General features: G+C 62.2%; 20 protein-coding genes, 1 tRNA gene and 1 pseudogene. 4 read left to right on the top strand and 18 right to left on the bottom strand.

What is annotated here, in order from left to right:
- Positions 1 to 1,176, bottom strand: coding sequence for a glutamate 5-kinase (gene proB, locus AC56QQ_RS04815; protein ID WP_497125772.1), 1,176 nt, complete (start codon positions 1,174 to 1,176; stop codon positions 1 to 3).
- A 3-nt stretch (positions 1,177 to 1,179) separates the two neighbouring features.
- Complete coding sequence (gene obgE, locus AC56QQ_RS04810; RefSeq protein ID WP_256754418.1) at positions 1,180 to 2,211, bottom strand: GTPase ObgE; 1,032 nt, start codon at positions 2,209 to 2,211, stop codon at positions 1,180 to 1,182.
- A 131-nt stretch (positions 2,212 to 2,342) separates the two neighbouring features.
- Here obgE and AC56QQ_RS04805 point away from each other — a divergent pair, with 131 nt between their 5' ends.
- The gene (locus AC56QQ_RS04805; protein ID WP_497125771.1) at positions 2,343 to 3,212 is read left to right on the top strand and encodes an endonuclease/exonuclease/phosphatase family protein; all 870 of its coding nucleotides are present in this window, start codon (positions 2,343 to 2,345) and stop codon (positions 3,210 to 3,212) included.
- Positions 3,213 to 3,305: 93 nt separating this feature from the next.
- Here the strand turns inward: AC56QQ_RS04805 and AC56QQ_RS04800 are convergent, their stop codons facing one another.
- The 3 genes from AC56QQ_RS04800 to AC56QQ_RS04790 form a co-directional block, all read right to left on the bottom strand.
- Entirely contained in the window at positions 3,306 to 3,893 is a 588-nt protein-coding gene (locus AC56QQ_RS04800; RefSeq protein WP_497125770.1) for a GNAT family N-acetyltransferase, read from the bottom strand.
- A 120-nt stretch (positions 3,894 to 4,013) separates the two neighbouring features.
- On the bottom strand, positions 4,014 to 4,283 hold the full coding sequence (gene rpmA, locus AC56QQ_RS04795; protein WP_091578900.1) for a 50S ribosomal protein L27: 270 nt from the start codon (positions 4,281 to 4,283) through the stop codon (positions 4,014 to 4,016).
- 98 nt (positions 4,284 to 4,381) lie between these two features.
- Positions 4,382 to 5,065 (bottom strand): 50S ribosomal protein L21, encoded by a 684-nt coding sequence (locus tag AC56QQ_RS04790; protein WP_497125769.1) that lies wholly within the window; start codon positions 5,063 to 5,065, stop codon positions 4,382 to 4,384.
- A gap of 463 nt (positions 5,066 to 5,528) precedes the next feature.
- On the opposite strand from AC56QQ_RS04790, the gene AC56QQ_RS04785 reads away from it, so the two are divergent.
- A tRNA-Ser gene (locus AC56QQ_RS04785) sits at positions 5,529 to 5,618 on the top strand.
- A 382-nt stretch (positions 5,619 to 6,000) separates the two neighbouring features.
- Here the strand turns inward: AC56QQ_RS04785 and AC56QQ_RS04780 are convergent.
- The 13 genes and pseudogenes from AC56QQ_RS04780 to AC56QQ_RS04720 form a co-directional block, all read right to left on the bottom strand.
- Complete coding sequence (locus AC56QQ_RS04780; RefSeq protein WP_489858307.1) at positions 6,001 to 7,101, bottom strand: porin; 1,101 nt, start codon at positions 7,099 to 7,101, stop codon at positions 6,001 to 6,003.
- A gap of 818 nt (positions 7,102 to 7,919) precedes the next feature.
- Positions 7,920 to 8,714, bottom strand: coding sequence for an antitoxin Xre/MbcA/ParS-like domain-containing protein (locus tag AC56QQ_RS04775; protein ID WP_497125768.1), 795 nt, complete (start codon positions 8,712 to 8,714; stop codon positions 7,920 to 7,922).
- 853 nt (positions 8,715 to 9,567) lie between these two features.
- Positions 9,568 to 10,095, bottom strand: a complete 528-nt coding sequence (locus AC56QQ_RS04770) for a Ros/MucR family transcriptional regulator (protein ID WP_489858309.1) — start codon at positions 10,093 to 10,095, stop codon at positions 9,568 to 9,570.
- A gap of 297 nt (positions 10,096 to 10,392) precedes the next feature.
- Positions 10,393 to 11,001 carry an invasion associated locus B family protein gene (locus AC56QQ_RS04765; protein WP_497125767.1) on the bottom strand — a complete coding sequence of 203 codons (609 nt, stop codon included), beginning with the start codon at positions 10,999 to 11,001 and terminating at the stop codon, positions 10,393 to 10,395.
- Positions 11,002 to 11,275: 274 nt separating this feature from the next.
- A complete protein-coding gene (locus AC56QQ_RS04760; protein WP_497125766.1) occupies positions 11,276 to 12,859 on the bottom strand; it encodes a type II and III secretion system protein family protein in 1,584 nt (527 codons plus the stop codon).
- 279 nt (positions 12,860 to 13,138) lie between these two features.
- Positions 13,139 to 14,353 (bottom strand): patatin-like phospholipase family protein, encoded by a 1,215-nt coding sequence (locus tag AC56QQ_RS04755; RefSeq protein ID WP_497125765.1) that lies wholly within the window; start codon positions 14,351 to 14,353, stop codon positions 13,139 to 13,141.
- Positions 14,354 to 14,549: 196 nt separating this feature from the next.
- Positions 14,550 to 15,023 carry a Ros/MucR family transcriptional regulator gene (locus AC56QQ_RS04750; RefSeq protein WP_497125764.1) on the bottom strand — a complete coding sequence of 158 codons (474 nt, stop codon included), beginning with the start codon at positions 15,021 to 15,023 and terminating at the stop codon, positions 14,550 to 14,552.
- Between the two features lie 32 nt (positions 15,024 to 15,055).
- Positions 15,056 to 16,591 (bottom strand): efflux transporter outer membrane subunit, encoded by a 1,536-nt coding sequence (locus AC56QQ_RS04745; protein ID WP_497125763.1) that lies wholly within the window; start codon positions 16,589 to 16,591, stop codon positions 15,056 to 15,058.
- Positions 16,592 to 16,601: 10 nt separating this feature from the next.
- Complete coding sequence (locus AC56QQ_RS04740; protein ID WP_497125762.1) at positions 16,602 to 16,748, bottom strand: hypothetical protein; 147 nt, start codon at positions 16,746 to 16,748, stop codon at positions 16,602 to 16,604.
- 87 nt (positions 16,749 to 16,835) lie between these two features.
- The gene (locus AC56QQ_RS04735) at positions 16,836 to 19,985 is read right to left on the bottom strand and encodes an efflux RND transporter permease subunit (protein WP_497125761.1); all 3,150 of its coding nucleotides are present in this window, start codon (positions 19,983 to 19,985) and stop codon (positions 16,836 to 16,838) included.
- 112 nt (positions 19,986 to 20,097) lie between these two features.
- Positions 20,098 to 21,129: pseudogene (locus AC56QQ_RS04730) on the bottom strand (efflux RND transporter periplasmic adaptor subunit); the annotation flags it as partial.
- Positions 21,110 to 21,316 (bottom strand): hypothetical protein, encoded by a 207-nt coding sequence (locus AC56QQ_RS04725; RefSeq protein ID WP_497125760.1) that lies wholly within the window; start codon positions 21,314 to 21,316, stop codon positions 21,110 to 21,112. The pseudogene AC56QQ_RS04730 and the gene AC56QQ_RS04725, both read right to left, overlap by 20 nt.
- Positions 21,317 to 21,436: 120 nt before the next feature.
- Complete coding sequence (locus AC56QQ_RS04720; protein ID WP_497125759.1) at positions 21,437 to 21,964, bottom strand: hypothetical protein; 528 nt, start codon at positions 21,962 to 21,964, stop codon at positions 21,437 to 21,439.
- Between the two features lie 223 nt (positions 21,965 to 22,187).
- On the opposite strand from AC56QQ_RS04720, the gene AC56QQ_RS04715 reads away from it, so the two are divergent.
- Complete coding sequence (locus AC56QQ_RS04715; RefSeq protein ID WP_497125758.1) at positions 22,188 to 22,910, top strand: response regulator; 723 nt, start codon at positions 22,188 to 22,190, stop codon at positions 22,908 to 22,910.
- A complete protein-coding gene (locus tag AC56QQ_RS04710) occupies positions 22,907 to 24,208 on the top strand; it encodes an ATP-binding protein (protein ID WP_497125757.1) in 1,302 nt (433 codons plus the stop codon). Before AC56QQ_RS04715 ends, AC56QQ_RS04710 begins: the two co-directional genes overlap by 4 nt.
- Positions 24,209 to 24,243 lie beyond the last annotated feature (35 nt).

Genomic DNA, 24,243 nt, shown 5'->3' with positions numbered 1-24,243 from the left:
TCACCCTCCGCTCGATACTTGGTCACCGATCCGTACCTGGTCGGCAGCCCGTGCTTGGTCAGCGGCATGGCTCACCACGAGGTCGTCGCGGTGGATCATCGCCGAACGCGCTTCGTAACCGAGCACGGTTTCGATCTCGGCCGTTTTCAGACCAGCGATCCTTACGGCATCGGCGGCATCATAGGCAACCAGCCCGCGCGCGATCTCACGGCCTTCGGGCGACAGGATCGCTACCGTGTCGCCACGCGAGAAATTGCCACTGACCAGTTTGACGCCGGCCGGCAGCAGCGACTTGCCCGACAGCAGCGCGCCGATGGCGCCGGCATCGACCGTGAGCCGGCCGGCCGGTTCGAGCTGGCCGGCGATCCAGGTCTTGTAGCCCTTGACCGGATTGGCGCTCGGCCGGAAGAAGGTGGCGCGTTCGCCGCGCTCGATCGCCATCAGCGGCGACAGCCTTGTGCCCGACGTGATGATCATCGCCGTGCCGGCGGCGGTGGCGATCTTGCCCGCATCGAGTTTGGTCCGCATGCCGCCGCGCGACAGCTCGGAAGCGGCAGCTCCCGCCATCGCCTCGATGTCCGGCGTGATGCGATCGACGACGGGAATGAATTTGGCCTGCGGGTCGCGCGCCGGCGGCGCGGTGTAGAGCCCGTCAATGTCGGAAAGCAGCACCAACAGGTCGGCGCCCATCATCGTCGCCACGCGCGCGGCCAGTCGGTCATTGTCGCCATAGCGGATTTCAGAGGTCGCCACGGTGTCGTTCTCGTTGATGACCGGCACCGCCTTCATCTTGAGCAGCGTCGAGATCGTCGCCCGCGCGTTGAGGTAGCGGCGGCGTTCCTCGGTGTCGCCAAGGGTCAGCAGGATCTGGCCCGATTTCAGGCTGCCCTTGCCGAGCGCCTCCGACCAGGCGCCGGCCAGCGCGATCTGCCCGACGGCGGCTGCTGCCTGGCTCTCCTCGAGTTTCAGGGCGCGCTTGCCAAGGCCGAGAATGGTGCGGCCGAGCGCGATGGCGCCGGACGACACGACGAGGATCTCGGCGCCGCCCTGGGCGAGCACCGCAATATCGTCGGCGAGCGAGGCCAGCCAGTCACGCTTCAGGCCCGTCATGCGATCGACGAGCAGCGCCGAGCCGATCTTGACGGTGATGCGCCGGTATTTCTTCAGTGACTGCATGGCCTACTTTTCCCAGCGCGTCTCGACCACGGGAGCAGCTTCCGCGCGCGCCTCGGCAATCACCGCCATCAGCGCCCGCAACACGGCTTCGACACCTTCGCCGGTGACGGCGGACAACAGCATCGGCGCCCGGCCCGCGGCGCGCTTCAGCGAGGCGACCTTCTTCTTGCGCGCATCGGCGTCGAGCGTGTCGACCTGGCTGAGCGCCACGATCTCGACCTTGTCGGTCAGGCCATTGCCATAGGCATCGAGCTCGGCGCGCACGGTCTTGTAGGCCTTGCCCAGGTTTTCCTCCTGCGCCGAAACCAGATGCAGCAGCACGCGCGTGCGCTCGACATGGCCGAGGAAGCGGTCGCCGATGCCGACGCCCTGATGCGCGCCTTCGATGAGGCCCGGAATGTCGGCGATGACGAATTCGCGCCCGTCGATGCGGGCGACGCCAAGACCGGGATGCAGCGTCGTGAACGGATAGTCGGCGATCTTCGGCTTGGCCGCGGTGACGGCGGCCAGGAAAGTCGACTTGCCGGCATTGGGCAGCCCGACTAGCCCGGCATCGGCGATCAGCTTCAGCCGCAGCCAGATGTTGAGCTCTACCCCCGGCAGGCCGGGATTGGCGCGGCGCGGCGCCTGGTTGGTCGAGGTCTTGAAATGCTGGTTGCCGAAGCCGCCATTGCCGCCCTTGGCGAGCAGAAAGCGCTGGCCGACCACGGTCAGATCGCAGATCAGCGTCTCGTTGTCTTCCTCGAAGACCTGGGTTCCAGCCGGCACTTTCAGCGTGACGTCGGCGCCCTTGGCGCCAGTCATGTTGCGGCCCATGCCATGGACGCCGGTCTTGGCCTTGAAATGCTGCTGGTAGCGATAGTCGATCAGCGTGTTCAGCCCGTCGACCGCCTCCAGCCAGACATCGCCGCCGCGGCCGCCGTCGCCACCATCGGGCCCGCCGAATTCGATGAACTTCTCGCGCCGGAACGACACCGAACCGGCGCCCCCGTCACCGGAGCGGACATAGACCTTGGCTTGATCGAGAAATTTCATCGGATTGCAGTTTCTTTATTGGCCTTGCGGCATTGCTCTAAACCTTGGGCCTTGCTCTAAACCAAGGCGCGGCCAAGGGCGAGGACGTTTTGCGACAGGGGCCGCGCGAGATCGGCCGGAGTGATGTCGGAATGAAGCTTGTAACCTACAACATCCAGTACGGCATCGGCCTCGACGGCCGCTATGATGTCGGGCGCGTCACCGACGCCGTGCGCGGCGCCGACGTGATCGCGCTGCAGGAGGTGACCCGCAACAATCCCAGGAATGGCGGGCGCGATATGGTCGCCGAGATCGGCGAAGCGCTGCCCGACTATTTCGCCGTCTATGGCAGCAATTTCGAGGCCAATATCGGCTCGCGTATCGAGAACGGCCGCGCCGTCACCAGCACTTTCCAGCTCGGCAACATGGTGCTGTCGAAGACGCCCATTCATCTGTCGCGCAATCTGCTTTTGCCGCGCAGCCGCAGCTTCGAGGTCATGAATTTCCAGCGTGGCGCGCTGGAGGCACTGATCGAGACACCGCTTGGTTTCATCCGCTTCTATTCCATCCATCTCGATCACCGCAGCCCGGTCGAACGCGCCAGCCAGATCCAGTTCCTGCGCCAGCGCCTGCTGAACTATGCGCTTGAAGGCGGCGCCTTGTCCGGCGTCGCCGAGATCGGCCTGCCGGAATTGCCCCATCCCGAAGCCTTTGTCGGCATGGGCGATTTCAACATGCTGGCCGGATCGCCCGAATATGTCGAACTCGCCGGCCGGCCGGATCACGAATTCGGCATGCCGCTGACCGCCGACTTTGCCGTCGATGCCGCCTTGCGCCTCAACGTCGCTGGCGACGATCTCGTCTCCTGGGTCGATCCCAAACAACCCGCCAATGCCAGCCGCCACAAGCGCATCGACTACGTCTTCACCAGCGCTTCGCTTGCCAAATCGCTGAAGCGCCTGTGGGTCGACCGCGAGGCGGTCGGTTCGGACCACCTGCCGGTGTGGGTCGAAATGGATTGAACCCAGTTTGGCCCGCAACTGACTTATCACTTGTTCGAGCCGCACCCCGATGTGTTTCAGGTCAGGTCGGCCTCACCTGAATATCGGCACACATCAAAAGTGGACCCAGTTGCGCAGGCTGGTCCAGGTCTTCCTGTCGAGCCGGTAGCGCTCGACCGGCACCTGGCCGGCGACGATCGAGTTCAACATGCCCTGGCCGGCATACTGGAAGCCGCATTTGTGGATCACCCGGCGCGAGGCCGGATTGATGACCCGCGTCGAGGCGTGCAGCACCTGGATCGAGGTTCTCTGGAAGGCGAGGTCGACCAGCGCGTGCGCCGCTTCCGTCGCATAGCCGCGCTTCCAGTGGGGCTCGCCGATCCAGTAACCGAGTTCCAGCCCGCGATCGGTGGTGTTGAGACCGGCGCAGCCGACGAAGGTGTCGGTGCCGGCCAGCGTCAACGCATAGGCAATGCCGGCCCGGCGCGACTTGGTCATGGCGAGGAAGGCGCGCGCCTCGGCCTCGCCATAGGGGTGCGGCATCCGGGCCAGCATTTCGGCGACATGACGATTGTCGGCAAGTTCGACCAGTTGCGCGATATCGCCTTCGTGCGGCGCCCGCATTACCAGCCGCTCGGTAACCAGGACCGGGCAGTCTATCGCGTAACTTTCGTCTTCTGAGTCTTCCGCTTCGGCAACCATTTGAAAGTCCTCCAGGCACAAGAAAAAGGGGAGATGGAAACCCATCTCCCCTGATCCTTTTCCTGGCTTTGCCAGACACCGGTTCCCGAGATGGGCGCCGGTGTTCTGGTGCGGAACCGGCTACTCCGCGGCTTTGGTAATCGGGTTGACCGATACGTAGGTTCGGCCGTTGGCTTTCTTGTTGAACATCACGGCGCCAGCTTCGAGCGCAAAAAGGGTATGGTCCGTGCCGATGCCGACATTGACGCCGGGATGCCACGTGGTGCCGCGTTGACGAATGATGATGTTGCCCGGGATGACGGCTTCGCCGCCGAACTTCTTCACGCCCAGACGCTTGGAATGCGAGTCGCGACCGTTGCGCGACGAGCCGCCAGCTTTCTTGTGTGCCATCTAACTAACTCCGTTGCGCCGCAAGGCGCCTAAAAGGCCTTATGAACGCGTTCGCGTTCCGTTTCAAGTCCGATCCGGCTGATGTTTCGCCGGAAAAACTACTTCTTCGCCAGTTCCTTGGCCTGTTCGCGCCAGTCCTTGATCTGGTCGGCGCTGAACGGCATGTGCTCGTCGATCTTGGCGACATCCTTCTCAGTCAGCTTGGCAAGCTGGGCGAAGGTGATGATGCCCTGCTCGGCGAGATCCTTGGCGGCGACCGGGCCGATGCCCTTGATCACGGTCAGGTCGTCCGGCTCGCCCTTCGGCGCCTTGAACAGCGGCGTCGCGGTGGTCTCGGCCTTCGCTTCGTCCTTCGGAGAAGCGTCCTTCTTGGACTTGGCTTCCTTCGGCGCGGCTTCGGCCTTCGCCTCGGGAGCAACCTCAGCCTTGGCTTCCGCCTTCACGGCGGCCTTCTTCGCGGGCTTCGCGCCACCCAGCAGGATCTCGGCGATCCGCACGGTGGTCAGAAGCTGGCGATGGCCGATCTTGCGGCGCGAATTCTGACGGCGGCGCTTCTTGAAAGCGATGACCGTGCGGTTCTTGCCCTGCTCGACGACTTCGGCGGTGACGAGAGCGCCATCGACGAACGGCGCGCCGAACGTGACATTTTCACCCTCGCCATGCGCGAGCACGTGGCCGATCTCGACGATATCGCCGACCTTGGCTTCGACTTTTTCGATCTTCAGGAGATCGTTGGCGGCAACGCGATACTGCTTGCCACCCGTTTTAATGACTGCGAACATTTTTTGCCTTTCGCTGTTCGGTCGGCCTCAATGAACCGCCTCTGGCGGTTCGGCCGTCTTTTTGTCAGTCTGCGGGTTCAAAAAACAAGCGGCGCGGAAGAACCCTCCACGCCGATTGCGCGCTGTCCCTAACCGAAGGTTGAGTGCGAGTCAAGGCAAACGGCCGCGCCGTTGCCGAGACTGTCATTGGCGGCACGGGCCGGCCGTGTCAGCACGCCCCCCACAAAGTGTTGCCCTCGGGGGCGATCTTTCCGGCGAGAACAACGGCAAGGCCCGTGGCGCCCTGGAGAAAAGCGTGCGGCGATGACCGCCAGGGCCGCCTGTGCGGTGCCCGTGACCGGCAAACACCGGCGTGAATCCGCTGCCTGTCAGGCAAGCCAAATAACTGGCCGATTTGGCCTTGTAACCTGCCCGTTCAGCCGTTATCTAGTGCGCCGCGCCGGCAACGGCCGACCATGACCGCGGAGAGGTGGCAGAGTGGTCGAATGCACCGCACTCGAAATGCGGCATGGGTGCAAGCCCATCGGGGGTTCGAATCCCTCCCTCTCCGCCATTCCCCGTGTCCCTGGGGACCCTGCACCAGCCTGTGGCCTTCGCCAATCGCGATGAAATAGAACCCGGCCGACATCTGAGCGCATCAGATTCTGGCTTCACGAAGTTCCGCAGGATAGCTTCGCCGCGATGTCGGCCATAACATCTGGCGGACGCGGCGGGTCCGACGACGGTCGCCTTCGCCGCGCGGGAAGGCGCCGATGCCGGATCGGCGGACGTTGACGAACCAACGTCCCCTTGAATCGGCCATGGCGAACCATGCGCTCGCCGGCGGCAGCGTTGTGGCCGTGGAGGGCGAGGCCGCTCAATGTCACCGCTGAGTAAGTCACAGGAAAATGGTCCGCAGCTTGCGCTGCGGACCGTGCCGAACAAAGTGATTGAACCTAGAAGGAACGCTGGAAGCGAAGGATACCGCCGAGGCCATCGTCGCTGGCGTGGTAGATGCTGTCTGCCTTGTTGTAGTAGTCGACTTCGGCCGTAACTGTGAGGCCCGGAACGATGTCGTAGGCGACGTTGGCAACCAGACCCAAGGTCTTGCCTTCATCATACGAAGCCTGAACGTTGAACGAGGTTTTCTCGTTGATCTTGTAGGTGCCGCCACCCCAGATCGCCCAGTTGCCGTCCCACAGCTTGTAGAAGTTGGTGTCGTTGTTCTTGTCGGTGCCATAACCGCCCATAACGAACAGCGCCAGTTCATTGGTGGCGTTCACATCCAAGCGAACCTTGCCGGCCACTTCCTCGTAGTTGCTGTCATAGGCAAGCACGCCGGTGATGGCGCCCCAGCCCTGCGTATACTTCACACCGCCGACGACATGAGGGACATAGCTGTCGATCGTATAATCACCCGAGCCTTCTTCCAGCGAGGCCACGAATGACAGGCCATTTCCCGCGTCGAAATAGTACTGGATGGCATTGGTGTCGAACGAGCCATAGCCGACGATCGTGTCGTCGATGACGTTGCCAGCGTAGCCGATGAAGGTATCAAAGGCCGATTCGTCCTTGCCGACGCGCAGACCACCGAGCTGAATCCAGGCGAAGTTCAGGGTAACGCTTGAATTCCGAGCCTGCCAGTGATCGGCGTTGTCCGAGGTCTGGTCGGAATAGTCGCCGCTGCTGTTGCCGAAATTGAAGCGGGTCTCGGTGTAGGTCTTCAAGGTGCCGAGTTCGGTTTCCTGGCCGGTCCAGGTCTTCAGCGTGAACCGAGCCTGCTTCCAGTAGGTGTCGTTGCTGCTGCCGTCCTGGTGATCGGTGACGTTCTGCACGCCTTCGCGATCGCCCACGCCGATGTCGTAGCGGATATAGCCGCCGATGCGCAGGCAGGTTTCGGTGCCGGGGATGTAGAAGTAGCCAGCGCCGTAGACGTCACAGATCTTGACGTATTGAGCGGGTTCCGGCTCGGCGACGACGACAGCGTCGGCGGCGCGCGCACCGGAAACTGCGATCAGGGCCGCAGCGGAGCCGAGAAGAAGGCTCTTGATGTTCATTTTTGATCTCCAGTCAAAAGTTTAAGGGGCCGGCAAAAATCTTCCGCCTCAATCCCCACTCCTAGAAGCGGCGCGACGCACCGCCTCTTCACAAGGAATTGCGCATGGGGGACGATTCTTCAATGTATACTTTTCGACAATGGAGCGTGACTTACAAATCTAACGCGTACATGTTGCCTAAATGTCACCGATTATACAACAATTTGCGACACGTGATACATTCAATACGTATGAAACTACTTGTACGAATGGCACATGCGAGACACACGGCACAGAAGATACGATCTTTCAAATGAATTGCCGTCGGGTTTTCATGGATGTCGCCAGGAAATCCAGCTTCCTTCTCAGACAATTTTCCGAGGGCTGGCGGGGGTGATGTTGAGACCTGGCTGGGCCGGGATCTTATGAGAGGCTGGCATGCTTCAAGGTGCGGGCGCCGAGAAAGCAGAACTGTGGGCGAATGGCCCCACCACTGGGAAGAAATAACCGCCATCCGACGTGACCTCATGCGCGAGGAGTGGCGCGGATCACCCCGCCGATGGCCAGACTGCTCGTCGTTGTCGGCTTCGCGCCGCCTCGCCGCCAATAAGGGGATGGCATCAGTATGCACCGGCCCTGGATGGAACGTCGGTTCGCCGACGGCGCTGAAGCGCACGGGCAAGGCCGCCTGTCTCGACCTCGTCTTGGAATCGCGCGTCCGTTGGACCGTCAGGAGGAGTTGCTGGTCCTGTCCCCGCCGGCGCGGATCATCGAGCCATCTCTTGAGAGGGATTTCGCGCCCGTGAAGGCCGCGTGCTCGGCTACGCGCACGGCCTCGCCTAGCAAGAAAGGCGGGCGGCTTGCAGGACTTCCGCGACCATGTCTTCTCTGAGCAATTCGACGGGGATGCGACCGTCGAGATGAGGCGACGGGCGTATGAGCCACGACCACGCGAGCCTTGGATGCTTTGCCAGCGCAAGCACGTCAGATATTCCTGAGACCGGCCTGCCATCAACGAACTGGGCCAGCGGGAATACATGCCTGCCAAGACCCTTGCGCAATGCAATGACCTGGTTGCGTCGCTGCCAGCGATGCAACGTCGATCTTGGAATCTGCAGGTTTGCCTCGAGGTAGGTTGGCCCGGCAACCGGACCCGCCCAGTCTTCTACCCGCATCGACCCAAGGTCGACCCTTCGCTGTTGCGTCGGATCAGCTTCGGAGTTCCGGGCTGCATTCGCCGGCGTCAAAGGCGGATTCTTCTCCGCGGAAAGCTGGGCTCCCCTGACTGCAGAACCTTGATGAAGCGCAGTCTTCCGCTTCAAGTCTGTCGAGGGCTCGAAGTAACTGATGTGGAGGGCTTCGCGCGCGGCGCTGTTGCCCTCGGCGCCCGATCGCGCCTTCAACCTGTCGATAACCTGCCTGATGTCTTCGGCCTCGCACTCATAGACCACCATGTAGGCCCGGCGATGCGAACCCAAATCTCCTTGGAGCTCGGTGCAACGCAGACGTTGAGCGCTGACAATTCCCGGAACCTGCAGCGCGTCGTCGAGACGCTCGTCGGAGCACCAGTCGTTGCATTCGTCTTCGCGTCCGGTCTCAACATTATTGAGCACGATCAGTTTGCAGTCCTGCACGAAACCGCACCGCTATTGATTTGATTTGCCGACGCGTCCGAAGCTGTCCGGAAAGGCCATGAGCATCGAGCCGTCTGTTGCGGTAGTCATGGCGCGCCGCGCGAAATGACCAGGTCAGAACGAATTGAATTACTCGGAATCTGCAACGCCATCCATAGCAACGGGTGGCATACCCAATAGGCGATATGTTTTATTTTCGAAACAATACGCTTATATATTATTGTCATTTTCGTATACCATAGAAAAGCTGAACTATTAATAACGCAGGATATCGGCGATAAGTTTCCAGCGTATTTCGGCGTTTTTCTGAATGTTTCTGCGGAAACCAATTTTGTAACGAAGGGTTTCCTTGCCGTCTTGGCCCGGGCACCAGTAGCCTATGGGGACGGCCAGTCGTGGCAGTGGCTCACCATACGTGAAGCGTTACCGCCGCGGGATCACCAGGCAAAATACGGAGGAGGACGAGGGGGGACGGGGCGCCCTCTCCTTCGGTCTCAACACATCTATCAATCCATTTTTGACAGGAAATCGCCAGGGTGTTTGCCAGCCTGGTGGCCGCCGTCCTTGGCAAGCGCTCGGTTTGCCAGCGCCCTCATGGTCGAGGTGCGGACCGACAGTCTTCGGTCGAGCAGCGAAGCGTCTTTTGGGCGGCTGACGTGGCGGGCATGGTCACCCCGTGGCCGTTCCCGTCGGTTCGTTCAAGCCATGCCCACAGGACCGTGACCGTCTTCGCCTTGCGCGATCCCATCACGCCCCCGAACAATCCGGTCTGACACGAAGCCCCGCCGCAAAAGCCGGGGCTTCGCCATGTTCAGATTCGGCACTGCCTGGCATCTCTGCCGGATGCGGCGCGCTACGCTTTGGCGGGTGCCTTGCGCGCTTTGTTCGCCGGCGACTTGATCGACGCCGCGCTTGTCGTCGCTGCTGCCGCGCGAGCAACCCGTTTTGGCTTTTCTGCTGCTGCGGGCGGCGCCGCCTTGCGACCGAGCCCTATTGATTTCGCCAAGGCGGAGCGAGTAGCCGCGTAGTTCGGCGCGACCATCGGATAATCTGCGGGCAGGTTCCATTTCTGGCGGTATTCCTCGGGGCTCAGATTGTAGTGAACTCCGAGATGGCGCTTCAGGGATTTGAACTTCTTTCCATCCTCCAGGCAGATGATGAAGTCTGGCGTCACCGACTTCCTGACCGGTACCGCCGGTTCCTGCTTGGCCGCAGGTTCCGTCACCGGCGTGCCGAGCCCTTGCAGGGCGGCATGGATATCGCCGATCAGTTTCGGCAATTCGCCGACCGGCAGGGGATTGTTCGACACGTAGGCGGCGACGATATCGGCAGCTATCGACACGGTATCCGATTGGCTGAGTTGTTCGGGAGCAGTGCTCATACAGTTTTCCTCTTATTGTATCGGACGGTTCTAACGAGTTTGATTTCCCCATGCCGCCGATCACAAATAGTGCTTTTCGCTGTAAAATCCACACTCCGTTCCAACATTGTAAGAGTAAGCTTCGCTTTCCTGGTTCTGATCGACTGCGGATAACCTTGCCGATCTGCCGGGAAGCGAGGAACCTCCCGTGACTTTCCCGCGATTGCCGACTGTGCGGAGCGGGGCAGCCTCCGGCGAGCTTCATGATGCATGAAGCAGCAGCGGGGCTGCCATGCCGAGGAAATGTCGAAGGGATACCTATTGCTGCAATTGCGACGTACGCGCCAATGCCGCCCCAAAGCCGGCAAGTGAAATTTGAAAGGTGAGCGGCTGGCCGCTGGTTTCGACCGTAACCCGCGCGGCGAGCCTTGTTCCTGCTTCCAGCGCCTTGATGTTGGCGTCGTTGAATTGCACGGCGGCAATGCATCCTGTGGCGACGCAATGGGTGAACTGAAGCTTCGAGGCAGGATCATGCGTGTCCACCTGCAACACGAGCCCATCCGCGAGCCGTATCCCCAGGGGCAACAGAACATGGCCCAACACCCCGCCCTCCGACGGGAGCAGGTCTATTGCAAATCCAACCTGTTCAGTAGCCTGGTTCGTCAGGACCTGGTTGAATGTGCAAATCTTTTCGTTCCTGATAATCCTGCACTGAACAGTCCAGGCGCCATAGACCTCGGAAATGGAAGTGGCTCCATTTGGGAGTACCGGCGTGCCCTGCGGCGGTGCCGGTACGTCCTGACGGACTGCTGGCTCGCGTTGGTTGTTGGGCGCCTGAGCGAGAAACCAACCCCCGTCGCGTATCTCGCCGTCATCAGTGCGGCTTTGCCGCGCGGAGACGGTCAGGCATGAAGCAGCAAGCAGCACGCAACAGGCCAAGAAGCATCTTGGCAGCCAAAGGCACGACATCACTTTGGCAATCCTGCTGGGAGGCCACGATTGGCCGGGGCCGGGCCTGGACAAGCTGACACTGCTGGTCTGACACTATTGTGGAGCCTTATCTGCTGGTGCCCCCGGTGTTTCTGACCCTTGGTTCGGCCCGACCATGAGCGCAGCATGTGACGCCCAGGGACGATGCCAGTCCACAAACGCGTCCAAGGCCACGCGCGCGGTGTCTTGGCAACTAACGCCGTTCCGGCCTTCATTTGTAGATGAACCCGATCGTTCCATGGTATTTTTGATCAGGAACCTTGGCATCGCCCCCACCATATAGCCTGTTCACCTCGCCCATGAACATCGCAGCGGTGTCACCTGCGGCGCTGAAATTGTCGTCTGGCTTGGACAGGTCTTTGGCAGGCACTGGACGCACCAGGTACGGCGTCACGATAATCACGAGTTCTGTTTCATTGCGCACAAAGTCCCGGCTGCGAAACAGCGTTCCAAGCACCGGAATCTTTGAAAGTCCGGGGTATCCGCTCACCGCCTGGCGAACGTCATCGCGCACCAGGCCTGCAATCATCATGGCCCCACCGGACGGCAGTTCGACCGTCGTGTCGGCCAGGCGTTTGCGAATGGACAGAATGTTTGAGCCTGGGGTGTAGGTTTTGTTGCCGCTATCATCCACGGTACTGCTGCCGGAGGTCGAAACAGATCCCTCGAGCGTCGGCTCGGACACCTGCGTTCGGATCTTGAGGCTGATGCGGCCGGCGGAAAGCACGACAGGCTGAAATTCGAGTCCAATGCCATACTCGACCTTTTCAACAGTGTAGTCAGTCTTCCCATCGCTGGTTGATGCATTGCTGACAATGTTGTACTCCCCGCCGACCCGAAAGGTCGCCTTCTCACCTGAAACCGCGGTCAATGTGGGTTCAGCGAGCGTCTTCATGACGCCAGCCTGTTCCATCGCGTTGACCGAGGCGTCCAATGCCGAGGTGCTGATGCTGAGGCCCGAGCTGGACAGTGACTTTCCAAGACCATAGGGGTTATCGCTAATTGCACCCCAGCTGATACCGTTGCTTGTGCCTGAAGCGCTCAGATTTACGCCGAGTTGCTTCACCACCGCGCGGCTGACTTCCGCCACCGTCACCTTCAGGGTAACTTGATCCTCGCCGGATATAGAGAGCAGGTTCACGATCTTGCTTTCCCGCCGTTCGCTGTCCGGATTGTTGATGGTCGCTCCACCGTCCGCGGACCCGCCGACCGCGGTCTGTGAGTATTGCCCGGTCGTCGCTTCGCCGCCGCTGACAAATATCGTTGCGAGACTGACCGCACGGGAGGCGTCCAAGGGTGTCTCGACAGTTCCGCTCAGAACAACATTGTCGTTCAGAAGTTCGACGGTGATCTTCGAGCTGGGAATGAAGCGCTTTAAATAGGCCTCCAGCCCTGTCACATCCCGTTCGACGACCAGATTGATATTGGCGACTTGTTGCTGATTGGCGTCGAACACGAAGATGTTCGTGTCACCAACCTGCTTGCCAAAGAGGTACACACGCCGCGGTGTACGCATGACAGCATCCGCAACGGAAGGATTGCCGACCAGAATGTCGCTGGCGTCCGTCGGAATGTCTAGGACCAGAGCCTTGTTGAGACCAAGCTTTATGCGTTCAGCGCCGCTCGGTGCCTGCTTTTCCAGAGGTTTACGGTCCGCTGCTTCAGCATTTGGCAGGCCAAGCACCGAAAACAGATATCCGAGGCCAAGTGGAGCCATTAACGAAAGCGCCATGCGTGCCGACCGAAAAGGAAAAATGTCTTTCGCAGTTCTGGCTTTGCTGTCCGGATAGCGCATGAGCCCCCGCTTCGTGATATTCAGAACTTTCTGAACAGGCGACGAAGTGATTCCATGCCTAGATTCGCTTATGAAATTTTCCCGGCTATTTCCATACGTATCCGAATGTTGCTGCCGACCCGTTTTTTGTGACGATGTGTTTCCGGTTCTGTCCAAGGATGCTTGTGCGGAGGCCAGCCACAGATCCGCCCACGATCAGGAACCGCGCGGCAACCGGGACGCGGCAATGCCCCAGCAATGGAGGGCGCGCGTTGGATGCCGCGACGGCCGTGGCATTTTCTAATCGGCGGGCGAGAACACCGGTTTGTCCTTCCACAAGGTGCCCGCAATCATTTCCGAATACCCGATGTTGAAGACCGCGCGCATGTACTCGGTGTTGAAAGGGTCAAGCACTGAGTAGCTGAGTTGTCTGTCGATCGAGGCCACATGGAAATGGATGCCGGTGCGCTGTGCATACATGTAGCTTGCCAGCAGCGCGCTTCGCGTTTGCGATTTGATTTGAATCGCATAGGCGCGCGCCATGACCGAGAGCGTGCTGTTTGTCACGGTGGAAAACTCCGGCATCAAGGCATTGTTGACGAGCACATACATGTTGAGCCGAATTCCTGGTCGCGCTTTCGTCAGCTTTGCCGACGTCATGAGGCTTTCCGGGACAGTCAGGATCTGGGATCCTGAGCCACCGTCGGAGTGCATTTCCTCAAAGCTGCGCTTGCCGGAATGGGCTTTTATCAGAACGGCGGGGTAGACCCCCGGAATGCTGGCCGAAGCCATCAGGACATCCTGGAACAGCCTCAGCGAATTGGGCTCGCCGCTGTCCGCGATCGCGCCCATATCCCAGACGACCGCACGTTGGGAATCCAGATTGGAGGTCAACACGAGCAGCCGGCGGCCCTTTCGGTGCTCGGCGGCGACAGCCTTCAGGATATCCCCGGTTACATGGGTTTCAATCAGCCGGCGAAGCGGCTGCTGTTTCAGAAGACTCGTTCCCAGGAGCCCCCTTGGCAGCCACTTCGCATCGACAAGGTCCTTGGCGACACCGCTGGTGTAGAGATCGACAAGAACATCATCGTAGGAAGATCCAAGAAAGGCATAGGGTGCGATGAGAGCCCCGGTGCTGACGCCGCTTACGATGTCGAATTGCGGTCGCCTGCCGGTATTGGACCAGGCTTTCAGCACGCCAGCGCTGAACGCTCCGCCTGATCCACCACCGGAAATGACGAGATAGTTCATCTCGATCTTCAACGAAGAAGATTTTCGCGGGGGCGGCTCGGCCAGCGTGTCGGATTGCGCGTCCAGGTTCGTGCGTATCTGGTGAAAGCCGTTGATTTCGGCAGTTCCTGCGTCTTCGGCCTGGTAGGGGATGCGTTGACTCGACACGCAGCCAATCAACACAACGGATAACAAAACCTGTAGAACGATCTGAATGCCGATGATCCGACGCCGGTTGTGCGACGAACGCCCAACGGGTTTGGGTACAATCGTCTCACTGGCCATGTCGTGCGGACTTGCGTCGCGTTCGCCAGCAGTTGGTTCGTTGTTGTGACCAGACCGTCGTCCCGATCGATCCACGCGTTTGCGCGCACCGTTATCTGGGATCTGTCGAGACCGCGCCCACCGGAACATCATGCCCCCCTCGGATCGTCGGTTCAAAGCGGCGACTGACAGAGGACGGAATTTCCCTTCCTGATCGTCACAACCTCTCCGCCACGCTCGTTTTGCGCTCTCTCGTTTTCCTGGCCGCGGGTCTTTTCGCTTCCTGCGGCTTTAGTCCCAAGCCGAATTTCTTTGCCAGGAGTGAGCGCGATGCAGCGTAGTTTGGAGCGACCATCGGATAGTCGGAGGGCAGGCCCCATCTTGCGCGATACTCGTCCGGCGACAGGCCGTAGCTCACGCGCAGGTGGCGCTTCAGGGATTTGAACTTCTTGCCGCTCTCCAGCGAGATGATGAAATCCGGCGTGATGGATTTCCGGATTGGAACCGCTGGCTTCAACGGCTCGATTTCAGCCTGGGTTGAATGATCGGATCGCAGCAGATCGAAGGACTGGTAGATCTGGTTGATCAAGGATGGAAGTTCGCTTGCAGGAACAAGGTTGTTCGAAACATATGCGGAAACCACGTCAGCCGTGAGTTTCATAATTGCGTCTTTCGAGCCGTTGTCGGCCATTTCTCTCTCCTCTGATTGACGGTTCATTTTGTTCACTGCGCCACGGCTTTCGACGCCAGCCGTGGCCCGGTCTTGACGTCGATGATCTCGGGCGTCGTGGTGTCGACGACGCCGTCCCAGCCGCCGCCGAGCGCCTTGTTGAGGGCGATGTAGTTGGTCGCCAGCAGGACGCGGCTTTGCAGCAGCGTGTCCTCGGCCGAGTAGAGCGAGCGCTGGGCGTCGAGCACGTCGAGAAGGCTCGTCTCGCCGGCCTTGAACAGCGTGCCTTCGATGCGTGCCGCCTCGCCGTAGGATTTCGCCGACGAGGCAAGCTTGCCGATCCGGATACGCTCCTGCGACAGAAGCACGAGCGCATTCTCGACATCCTCGAGCGCGCTCAGCACCGATGACCGGTAGGCGATGAAATACTGATCGCGCTGGGCCTCGGCGACCTCGACGGCGGCCTTCAACTGCCCGGCATTGAACACCGGCACGCTGAGCGTCGGCCCGAACGACCAGCCGATCGACGAATTCTTGCCGAGGTCGCCAAGCTTGTAGGCGGAAGTGCTGATGTCCCCCGTCAGGCTGACCGAGGGATAGCGCGCCGCCTCCGCCTGGCCGATCTTGGCGGTGTATTGCGCGTATTGCCGTTCCGCCATGCGCACGTCGGGGCGCGACAACAGGATGTCGGCGGGAATGCCGGTCGGCATCGGCAGCCGCGGCGCCGGGATCGGGGCGCCGCGCTTCAGCCGCTCGCTCAGCGCCGCCGGCGGACGGCCGGTGAGCACGGAAAGACGATGCACGGCCTCGGCATAGCTTGCCTCCAGCGTCGGGATATCGGCTTCGGTGCTGCTTGCCTGGCCCATGGCTTTCGCCACATCGGCCGCCGTCGCGGTGCCGGCCTGCGCCATGGTGCGGGTGAGTTCGGCGGTCTGCCTTTGCGATGCGGCCGAGCGCCGGGCAAGCGCGACGCGGGCCTGATAGCCGCGCGCCTGGGCATAATACGAGGCGACATCGCCCACCAGGGTCAAAAGGGTCGAGCGGAGCTCCTCCTCGGACGCGTCCAGCCCATAGCGGGCGGCCTCGACGCTCCTGTGGTTGGCGCCGAACAGGTCGAGTTCCCAGCTGGCGTCGAAGCCGGCCTGATATTCGCTGTAGACGGCGCTCGAGCCCGACGTGGTCGCGGCCGACTTGTTGCGGGTGGCCGAGCCGGAGCCGTCGAGTGACGGGAACAGCGCCGCGCTGCTCTGGCGATAGCTGGCGCGCGCCTCGCGGATCTTGGCCTTCGCCGTGGCGACGTCGAGATTCCCGGCAACCGCCTCGTCGACGAGCGTGTTCAGCTCGGGATCGCGCAGCCGCTGCCACCATTTCGACAATTGCGCCGGCTTGGCCGGCGTTGCCTTGCTGTGACCGCTCCAGCTTGCCGGCATCGCCAGCAAGGGCTTCTGGTAGTCCGGGCCGACGACGCAGCCGGCGAGCGCCGTTGCCGTCAGCGTCACGACGATCAGCCGCGCCCCGACAGCGCGTCTTGCCGGTGCGCTGCTGATCTGCGCCGAGGCCCCCCTGCTGGCGATATCATCACCCGTCATACCCTTACCCTCAATTGTCATGGATCGTCGCCTCGGGCCCGGTGTCGGTCGCGGCATCCTGCCTGGCCGCCCCGCCCCTGAAGATGCGGCGCACCGTCACGAACAGCAGCGGCACCAGGAACACGCCGATCACCGTCGCCGCGATCATGCCGCCCATGACGCCGATGCAAGCCGCCAGAAGGGCGAGGCGAGCATTGCGGCCCGGGGCGCACAGCGACGCCCCGGGCCCGACTGCGGGGACCGGTCAGGCTGGATAGGCATTGTCTGGTCGATCTTTTCCTTGAGTTGCGCTCGCCGCCTGGCTGCCGGCATCGGGTGGTTCCACCAGCAGCTTGCCCAGGTGGCGGGCGAGGAAGCGCTGGATGTCGTCCATGAAAGTGTAGACCACCGGCACGTAGACCAGGCTGAGCATGGTCGAGGACAGCAGCCCGCCGATCACGGCGATCGCCATTGGCGCCCGCGTCTCGGCATCGGCGCCGATGCCAAGCGCGATCGGCAGCATCCCGGCGCCCATGGCGATGGATGTCATGACGATGGGCCTGGCACGCTTCCGGGCAGCGTCGATCAGCGCCTCGAAGCGGCCCAGGCCACGTTCCTTCTGTGCCACCAGCGCATATTCGACGAGCAGGATCGAGTTCTTCGCCGCGATACCCATCAGCATCAGCAGGCCGATCAGGGGTGTCAGGCCAAGCGCCTTGCCGGTGATCAAAAGCAGGCCGAGCGCGCCGCCCACCGACAGCGGCAGCGCGACCAGAATGGTCACCGGCTGCACGAAACTGCGAAACAGCAGGACCAGCGTCAGGTACATCAGGAGGATGCCGGCGGCGATCGCGGTGGCAAAGCCGGCAAACAATTCCTGCATGCGAGCGGCGTCGCCACGCGCCAGTTCGTGCACGCCGTCCGGCAAGTTCTGCATGACCGGCAGAGCGCGGATTGCCGTGGTCGCTTCGCCGAGCGTGATGCCGGAAAGATTCGCTTCGATGGTGGCGCTGCGGCTGCGATCCACCCGTGCGATGCTGTTGGGCCCGGCGCTGAAGCTGATGTCGGCGACCGCGCCGAGCGGCGCTACGCCCTTCGTACCGGTCAGCGGCAGGACAGCCAGTTTCGACGGATCGTCGATAGCTCCATCAGGCAGTGTCACGACAATCGACACCTGGCGATCGCCGAGATTGAATTTCGGCAGGCTGGTGTCGGTATCGCCAAGGGTGGCGATCTTCACCGTATCGGCGATCTCGGTCGGCGTGATGCCGAGCTGAGCAGCCTTTGCGCTGTCCGGGCGCACGATCAGCTCCGGCTTGGTGGTCGCCGCCGTCGAGGTTGGATTGCTGAGACCCGGGATCGATTTCATCTCGTCCATCAACGCGTCACTCGTCTTCTGCAGCGCCTCGCCATCATCGCCGACCAGCGTGACCGACACCTTGGCTCCCGAAAAGCCATCGGCGCCGAACTGGATGCGGGCCCCGGGGATGTCGTTGAGCTTCGGCGAGGCTTCGGCCTCGAACGCCTGCTGGCTGGCGGTGCGTTCGGCGCGCGGCTTCAGATTGACGGTTACGGTGGCGGTGCGCACCTCGGCCGATGTCGATCCCCGGTTCGGTCCGCCGCCCGATGTGGCCGCTGTGCCGATGGTCGCGAAGACGCTGTCGACCGCCGGCTCTTTCTCGAGACGGCTGGTGATGCCTTGCACGACAGCCGCCGTCTGCTCGATGGTCGATCCCGGCTGCAGCTCGACCGAGATCACCGAACGGCCGCGATCGGCGGCGGCCATGAATTCGGTCGGCAGTTTCGTCGCCAGCATCATTGAGCCAGCGAAGAAGGCGATGCCGGCGACAAGTGTGATCCAGCGGTGTTTGAGCGCGCCGCGCAGCAGCCAGAGATAAGTCGGCACCCAGGCCGGCATGTCGTCCTCGCTGTGAGCGCCGGCGCGCACCAGATAGGCGCCCATCAGCGGCGTCAGCATGCGCGCGACCAGCAGCGAGAACAGCACCGACACGCAGACGGCGACGGCAAAGGAGAAGAAGAATTTTCCGGGAATGCCGGGCATGAAAGCCACCGGAAGGAACACGGCGACGATGGTCGCGGTGGTCGCAACCACCGCAAGGCCGATTTCGTCGGCAGCCTCGATCGCCGCCTGATAGGCGCTGCTGCCGGTCTGGCGCATATGGCGCACGATGTTCTCGATCTCGACGATGGCGTCGTCGACCAGAATGCCGACCACCAGCGACAGAGCGAGCAGAGTGATGTTGTTGAGCGAGATGTTGAAGGCCGCCATCACCGCGAAGGTCGGGATCAGCGACAATGGCATGGCGACCGCCGATACCAGCGTCGCCCTGATGTCGCGCAGGAACAGCCAGACCACGCCGATGGCGAGCAGCGCGCCGAGCCAGAGCGCTTCAAACGCGGCATCGTAGCTTTCCTGGACGAAACCTGACGAGGACGTGACCTCGGTGAATTTTGCATCGGTGGTCCTGGAGCCGATTCCGGTGATCGCGGCGCGCGCGGCCTTGACCACGTCGATCTCGCTCGACCCGACGGACCTGTAGATGTTGAAAGCGACGACCTCTCTGCCGTCGAGATAGGCCGCCTGGCGCGGCTTTTCCCAGCTGTCGACCACCGTGCCGAGATCGGAGAGTTTGACGTCGCCTGCTCCGGTCAGCGCGATGCGTGTATTGGCCAGCGCCTCGACGGTCGCGGCGCTGGAGAGCGTACGCACCGACTGCTCCTGGCCGCCTATGGCAGTGCGGCCGCCCGGCCGGTTGACATTGTTGGATGCGAGCGTCTGGCTGACATCGCCGGCGCTGATGCCGAGCGCGGCAAGCCGATCGGGATCGAGCTCGACCCGGATGACCCGGTCGACGCCGCCCGAACGGGTGATCTTGGAGACGCCGTCGACGCCGAGCATGGCCTTGGCTACGTCGTTGTCGATGTACCAGCTCAGTCGGTCGGGAGACATGGTCGGCGCCTCGACCACATAGGTCAGCACCGAATTGCCTGTCGCGTTGACCTTGGCCACGACCGGTGTCTGGGCGGCGGCCGGCAGGCTGGATTGTACGCCCGAAACGGCATTGCGGACGTCGTTGGCGGCCGTCTCGGAGTTTGTGTCGAGTGTGAACTCGACGGTGGTGACCGAAGAGCCTTCGCTGATCGAAGTCGAGACGTCGTCGACGCCTTCGAGGCTCGCCACGGCATTCTCGATCACCTGCGCGACTTGAACCTCCATCTCGCTTGGAGCGGCGCCCGACTGCGTCACCGTGACGGTGACCGTGGGCTGGTCGATGTCGGGCATGTTGTTGGTGCGCAGCTGCATGAAGCCGTACAGGCCGGCGATCGTCAGCGACAGGAACAGCACGATGGTCGGAACCGGGTTGCGGATCGACCAGGAGGAAATGGCGTTCATCGGGGAACATTCCTGGCGGTCGCGGCATCGCCGGCATCCGCCTCCTGGTGGCGATGCGCACCAGATTGCCGTCGTTGAGGAAACCGGCGCCGGCAACCACGATGCTGTCGCCTTCCGACAGGCCGGCTTCGACCACCACCCGGCCGCTCTGGCGCATGCCGGTCGAGACAGCGCGCGCACTGACCTTCCCACCGTCGCCCACGACGAAGACGGCAGGTTTGCCGTCATGCCAGACCAGGGCGGCCTCGGCGACGCTCAGTTGCGGCGAAGCCGCGGTTGCGATCGATACACGCGCGAACATGCCCGGTTTCAGGCCCGAGCCTTCGCCCAGGGAGACACGGACGGTGGCAAGCCGCGTCGTCGAGTCGACCGTCTCGGCGATGGAAGAAACCGCCCCTTTTGTCGTGCGCCCCGCCGCGTCGACGATGGTGGCCGACTGGCCAACCGCAATTGCCGGCAGGTCCTTTTCCGGAATGAGAACACCGACCTCCAGCCTGCCGTCACGCATGATCTTCATGAGCTCGGTGCCGGTTTGAACGATCGAGCCGGCGACCGCCGGCTTGCTGGAGACGATGCCGTCGAAGGGCGCGCGAATCGTCGTTTGATCGAGTTCCGCCTGCAATTTCTGTGCGACGGCTTCAGCCTGCTCCAGTTGCGCCCGGTCGGTCTTGACCGCCGTCGCCTTATCCTCTGCCGTCTCGGCGCTGACCGCTTTGCTCGCCAGCAGCTTGTCGGCACGGGCGGCCGCCGATATGGCCGCGTCCAATGTCGCCTGGGCCTGCGTGACCGCAGCCTTCTGCTCGGCCAGTTCCGCTTTCAACAGCGAGGCGTCCAGCCGCGCGACGACTTCGCCTGATTTCACCTGATCGCCTTCGGAAACCAGCACCGCGGTCAATTGCAAACCACTGGCTTGCGCGCCGATCGCCCCTTCCTGCCAGGCCGCAACCGTGCCCGTGGCATTGATCGAGGAAGCGATGAGCTCGGGACGCACGTTCTCGACCGAGACTGTCAACGCGGCGGCCTGCGCGGGCGCAACCGTTTGTGCCGCGGGGTCGGCCGCACCGCGGCCATAGGCCTTGAGCGCCGCGACTGCAATCAACACGCCCGCCAGGACAAGGTATCCCTTACGCAATTTTCTGATCATGATTTCTGGTTTCGTTTCGGTGGTCGGAAAGCGGCAGTGACAGGCGGTACGCGGCAAAGCTCAGCCGGATCATGCCTTTGAGCGTCTCCGCCGGCAGGGTCACCGGCGCTACGCTGGCTCCGCTGCCGTTCGAAAAAGTCGGAGCGATGGATGCGATCAACCGCACCATCATCAGGGCTTCCCACATTCTTGTGCTTTCGATTTTCCTGGTTTCGAACGGCCCATCCGTTCGGATGGGCCGCCGTTTCGGGAAAGGAACCGGCCGGATCATTTAGCGATACGCAGCAGATCCGGCCGGCGCAGCCGCTCAGAGTTGCTCACCTATCCGGGGTTGGGGGGGTGGGAGCTGCCTGCCAGGACTGGGCAGGCCTCTGGGGCCGGCTGCATCGCCCGGCGGATTGTCCAAGGGGCCGCCGGGAGGTGGTCCCTGGGGTCGTTCCGCCGAAGCAAGGATTTCGAGCTGTTCGGGCGTCAGCTTGGTGCGCAGCGCGGCGATTGCGTCCTTCAGCCTGCCCGCGGAAGCAGCACGTCTGGTGAGATCGTCGACCAGCCTTTCCTGAAAGGCGAAAGGATCGCGGGCATCGGCGTTGCTTTCAGCGCCGGCCGCGCCAGCGTCGGGCTCGCGCTCCCCGGAGCCCCCAGGACCATGGTCAGGCCGCGGCAGCGCCAGCACCGCCTTCAGCGCGCCGGTATGGTCGCGCCACGCGTCAATCTGTTCGGCCCCGACGGCCGGCGGACCGTCGCCGGATGCGGCCGCGAGTTCAAACTGCCGCGCCAGCGCGGGATGAATCCCCGCCACGGAAAAGAGATCAAGCGCGAAAAACCTGCTCCGCATGATGTATTCCTTTCCAACATGCAACGTAGCAGCAGGATAGGGAGCGTTTTTTTCCCATTTGCTTCGGTCTATTTCCGAAGGTTGCTGAAAAAGGGAGATTTGTTACAGAATGTTTCTGTGCCCTGTCTGGAAACATTCCGTTGCAATTTTCCGTCCCGCACTCCCACAGCTCGCCCTATAACCCGGCAAAGAACAGGCAAAACGGCATCGGGCAGACTAGGCAATGCAGCCACAACCACAGATTCTCGTCGTCGACGACGATCGCGAGATCAGGACGCTTCTCGGTCGCTATCTCGACGGCCAGGGTTTCCGTGTCTCAGTCGCGGCGGACCGGCGCGAATGCGAGCAACAGCTGATCACAGGGCAGTTCGATCTGATCGTGCTCGATGTCATGCTGCCCGATGGCTCGGGCCTCGATATATGCCGCGCCCTGCGTGACAGCAAACCGCATGTCCCTGTCATACTGCTGACGGCACTGAAGGAGGATGTGGACCGCATCGTCGGACTTGAGCTCGGCGCCGATGATTATCTCGGCAAGCCATTCAACCCGCGCGAGTTGACGGCACGCATCCGCGCGGTGCTGCGGCGCTCGTCGCACGACCAGGCTCCTGCCATTACCCGGGTCTACCGCTTCGCCAGTTATACGATGGAGCCAGGCATCCGCCGTGTCGCCAATGTGAGAGACGAGACAATCGACCTGACCGGTGCGGAGTTTGATCTGCTTCAGGTTTTTGTCGACCGGCCGGGTCGGGTTCTGTCGCGCGACCAGCTTCTGGATCTCACGCAAGGCCGCGAGCGGGAACCTCTTGATCGCTCCGTCGATGTGCTGATGAGCCGGCTTAGGCGCAAGCTTGGCGAAGATGCGGCGGCGCCCCTTTTCAAGACTGTGCGCAATGGCGGCTACCAGATGACCGTGCGCGTCGAGACCTTGGACGAGCGGGCATGAGTTCTCTCAGAGCGCGGATTGCGCTGCTTCTGGTGGCGGCGATCGTCGGGGTGGTCGCGTTGGCGACGTTTGCGGTCGTCAGTGTGGTTGGGCCTCCAACGCCGGAATCGACCATCGAGCCGGTTGCACGACAGATCAGGCTTCTGGCGCAGTCGCTCCCGAGCCATGTCGCCAGCGCCGACGATCTGCGGATCGAGCTTGGGACTCGGCCGGCAAGCGGGCAGGAAGACGAACGCGCAACATATTTTCTTGCCCGAGCACTTCAACACAGCGGTGCGGATTTTCCAGCCGTCGTGGTCCGCGTCGCAGGTAAGCAAGGCATGGTCGCCTCGGTGCAACTGCCGGACGGCCGCTGGATGGCCGTCGATATCCCGGATTTCTCGCCGCCGGCCGACCGCTGGTTGGTGCTGGCTGGCTGGATCACCTTGATTGTGCTTGGTGCCACAGCGGTGTCGCTATACTTCGCGACGGTTTTGACGAAGCCACTGGTCATGCTGGAAGCCGCCACCGCGCGCATCGGACTGGATGGAGTTCTTGCGCCGCTGCCGGAGGAAGGCTCCGGCGAGGTGCGAGCCACCGCACGCGCACTGAACCAGCTTTCGACCAGGCTCAAGGCGGCTATGGAAAGCCGCATGCGGCTGGTCGCAGCCGCGGGCCACGATCTGCGAACGCCGATGACGCGCATGCGGTTGCGTGTCGAATTCCTGGCGGAGGAGGAACGCGAGAAATGGCTGCACGATCTCGAGGAACTTGACCGTATCGCCGACAGCGCCATCCGGCTGGTGCGCGAGGAGGTTGCGGGGGATGCCGTCGAATCTGTCGATCTTGAAAGGCTGGTGCGTGACATCGAGACCGAGATGGTTTCGCTTGGTCACGCGGTGACGACCGGCAATTTGGACAAGGTCTCGGTGAGGGCAGGCGCGCTTGGCCTGCGCCGAGCCCTGCGCAATCTCATCGTCAACGCGGCCACCCATGGCAAGGGTTGCTGCGTTTCGCTTGCCGCCGCGGACGGTCGCGTCGTCCTCAGCATTGCCGATCGCGGACCGGGCATCCCGCACGAGCTGCTGAACAAGGCGTTCGAGCCGTTCTTTCGCGTCGACCCAGGCCGCTGGCAATCAATTCCAGGTGCCGGCCTTGGTCTGGCCATCGCGAAGGAAATTATCGAACGGTACGGCGGGACCGTGACCTTGGAGAACCGCCATGGCGGCGGTCTTTCTCAGAAAGTCGTTTTCGATTCGGTTCCGGAAAAATCAGGATTTGAGCTGGATCAAGAGCTCACTCCGATTTCCGCCTTGTAGGAGCAGCACGAGTGAAGATCCGCCGCCCATCGACG

The sequence above is a fragment of the Mesorhizobium sp. RCAM 05099 genome (assembly GCF_059683685.1).
This window is presented reverse-complemented; position numbering and strand designations above follow the sequence as displayed.

What these genes read in the sequence shown, in the direction of transcription:
- proB (WP_497125772.1), bottom strand. Translation starts at nt 1,176, where the DNA reads ATGCAGTCACTGAAGAAATACCGGCGCATCACCGTCAAGATCGGCTCG.
- obgE (WP_256754418.1), bottom strand. Translation starts at nt 2,211, where the DNA reads ATGAAATTTCTCGATCAAGCCAAGGTCTATGTCCGCTCCGGTGACGGG.
- AC56QQ_RS04805 (WP_497125771.1), top strand. Translation starts at nt 2,343, where the DNA reads ATGAAGCTTGTAACCTACAACATCCAGTACGGCATCGGCCTCGACGGC.
- AC56QQ_RS04800 (WP_497125770.1), bottom strand. Translation starts at nt 3,893, where the DNA reads ATGGTTGCCGAAGCGGAAGACTCAGAAGACGAAAGTTACGCGATAGAC.
- rpmA (WP_091578900.1), bottom strand. Translation starts at nt 4,283, where the DNA reads ATGGCACACAAGAAAGCTGGCGGCTCGTCGCGCAACGGTCGCGACTCG.
- AC56QQ_RS04790 (WP_497125769.1), bottom strand. Translation starts at nt 5,065, where the DNA reads ATGTTCGCAGTCATTAAAACGGGTGGCAAGCAGTATCGCGTTGCCGCC.
- AC56QQ_RS04780 (WP_489858307.1), bottom strand. Translation starts at nt 7,101, where the DNA reads ATGAACATCAAGAGCCTTCTTCTCGGCTCCGCTGCGGCCCTGATCGCA.
- AC56QQ_RS04770 (WP_489858309.1), bottom strand. Translation starts at nt 10,095, where the DNA reads ATGAGCACTGCTCCCGAACAACTCAGCCAATCGGATACCGTGTCGATA.
- AC56QQ_RS04760 (WP_497125766.1), bottom strand. Translation starts at nt 12,859, where the DNA reads ATGCGCTATCCGGACAGCAAAGCCAGAACTGCGAAAGACATTTTTCCT.
- AC56QQ_RS04755 (WP_497125765.1), bottom strand. Translation starts at nt 14,353, where the DNA reads ATGGCCAGTGAGACGATTGTACCCAAACCCGTTGGGCGTTCGTCGCAC.
- AC56QQ_RS04750 (WP_497125764.1), bottom strand. Translation starts at nt 15,023, where the DNA reads ATGGCCGACAACGGCTCGAAAGACGCAATTATGAAACTCACGGCTGAC.
- AC56QQ_RS04745 (WP_497125763.1), bottom strand. Translation starts at nt 16,591, where the DNA reads ATGACGGGTGATGATATCGCCAGCAGGGGGGCCTCGGCGCAGATCAGC.
- AC56QQ_RS04740 (WP_497125762.1), bottom strand. Translation starts at nt 16,748, where the DNA reads ATGGGCGGCATGATCGCGGCGACGGTGATCGGCGTGTTCCTGGTGCCG.
- AC56QQ_RS04735 (WP_497125761.1), bottom strand. Translation starts at nt 19,985, where the DNA reads ATGAACGCCATTTCCTCCTGGTCGATCCGCAACCCGGTTCCGACCATC.
- AC56QQ_RS04725 (WP_497125760.1), bottom strand. Translation starts at nt 21,316, where the DNA reads ATGTGGGAAGCCCTGATGATGGTGCGGTTGATCGCATCCATCGCTCCG.
- AC56QQ_RS04720 (WP_497125759.1), bottom strand. Translation starts at nt 21,964, where the DNA reads ATGCGGAGCAGGTTTTTCGCGCTTGATCTCTTTTCCGTGGCGGGGATT.
- AC56QQ_RS04715 (WP_497125758.1), top strand. Translation starts at nt 22,188, where the DNA reads ATGCAGCCACAACCACAGATTCTCGTCGTCGACGACGATCGCGAGATC.
- AC56QQ_RS04710 (WP_497125757.1), top strand. Translation starts at nt 22,907, where the DNA reads ATGAGTTCTCTCAGAGCGCGGATTGCGCTGCTTCTGGTGGCGGCGATC.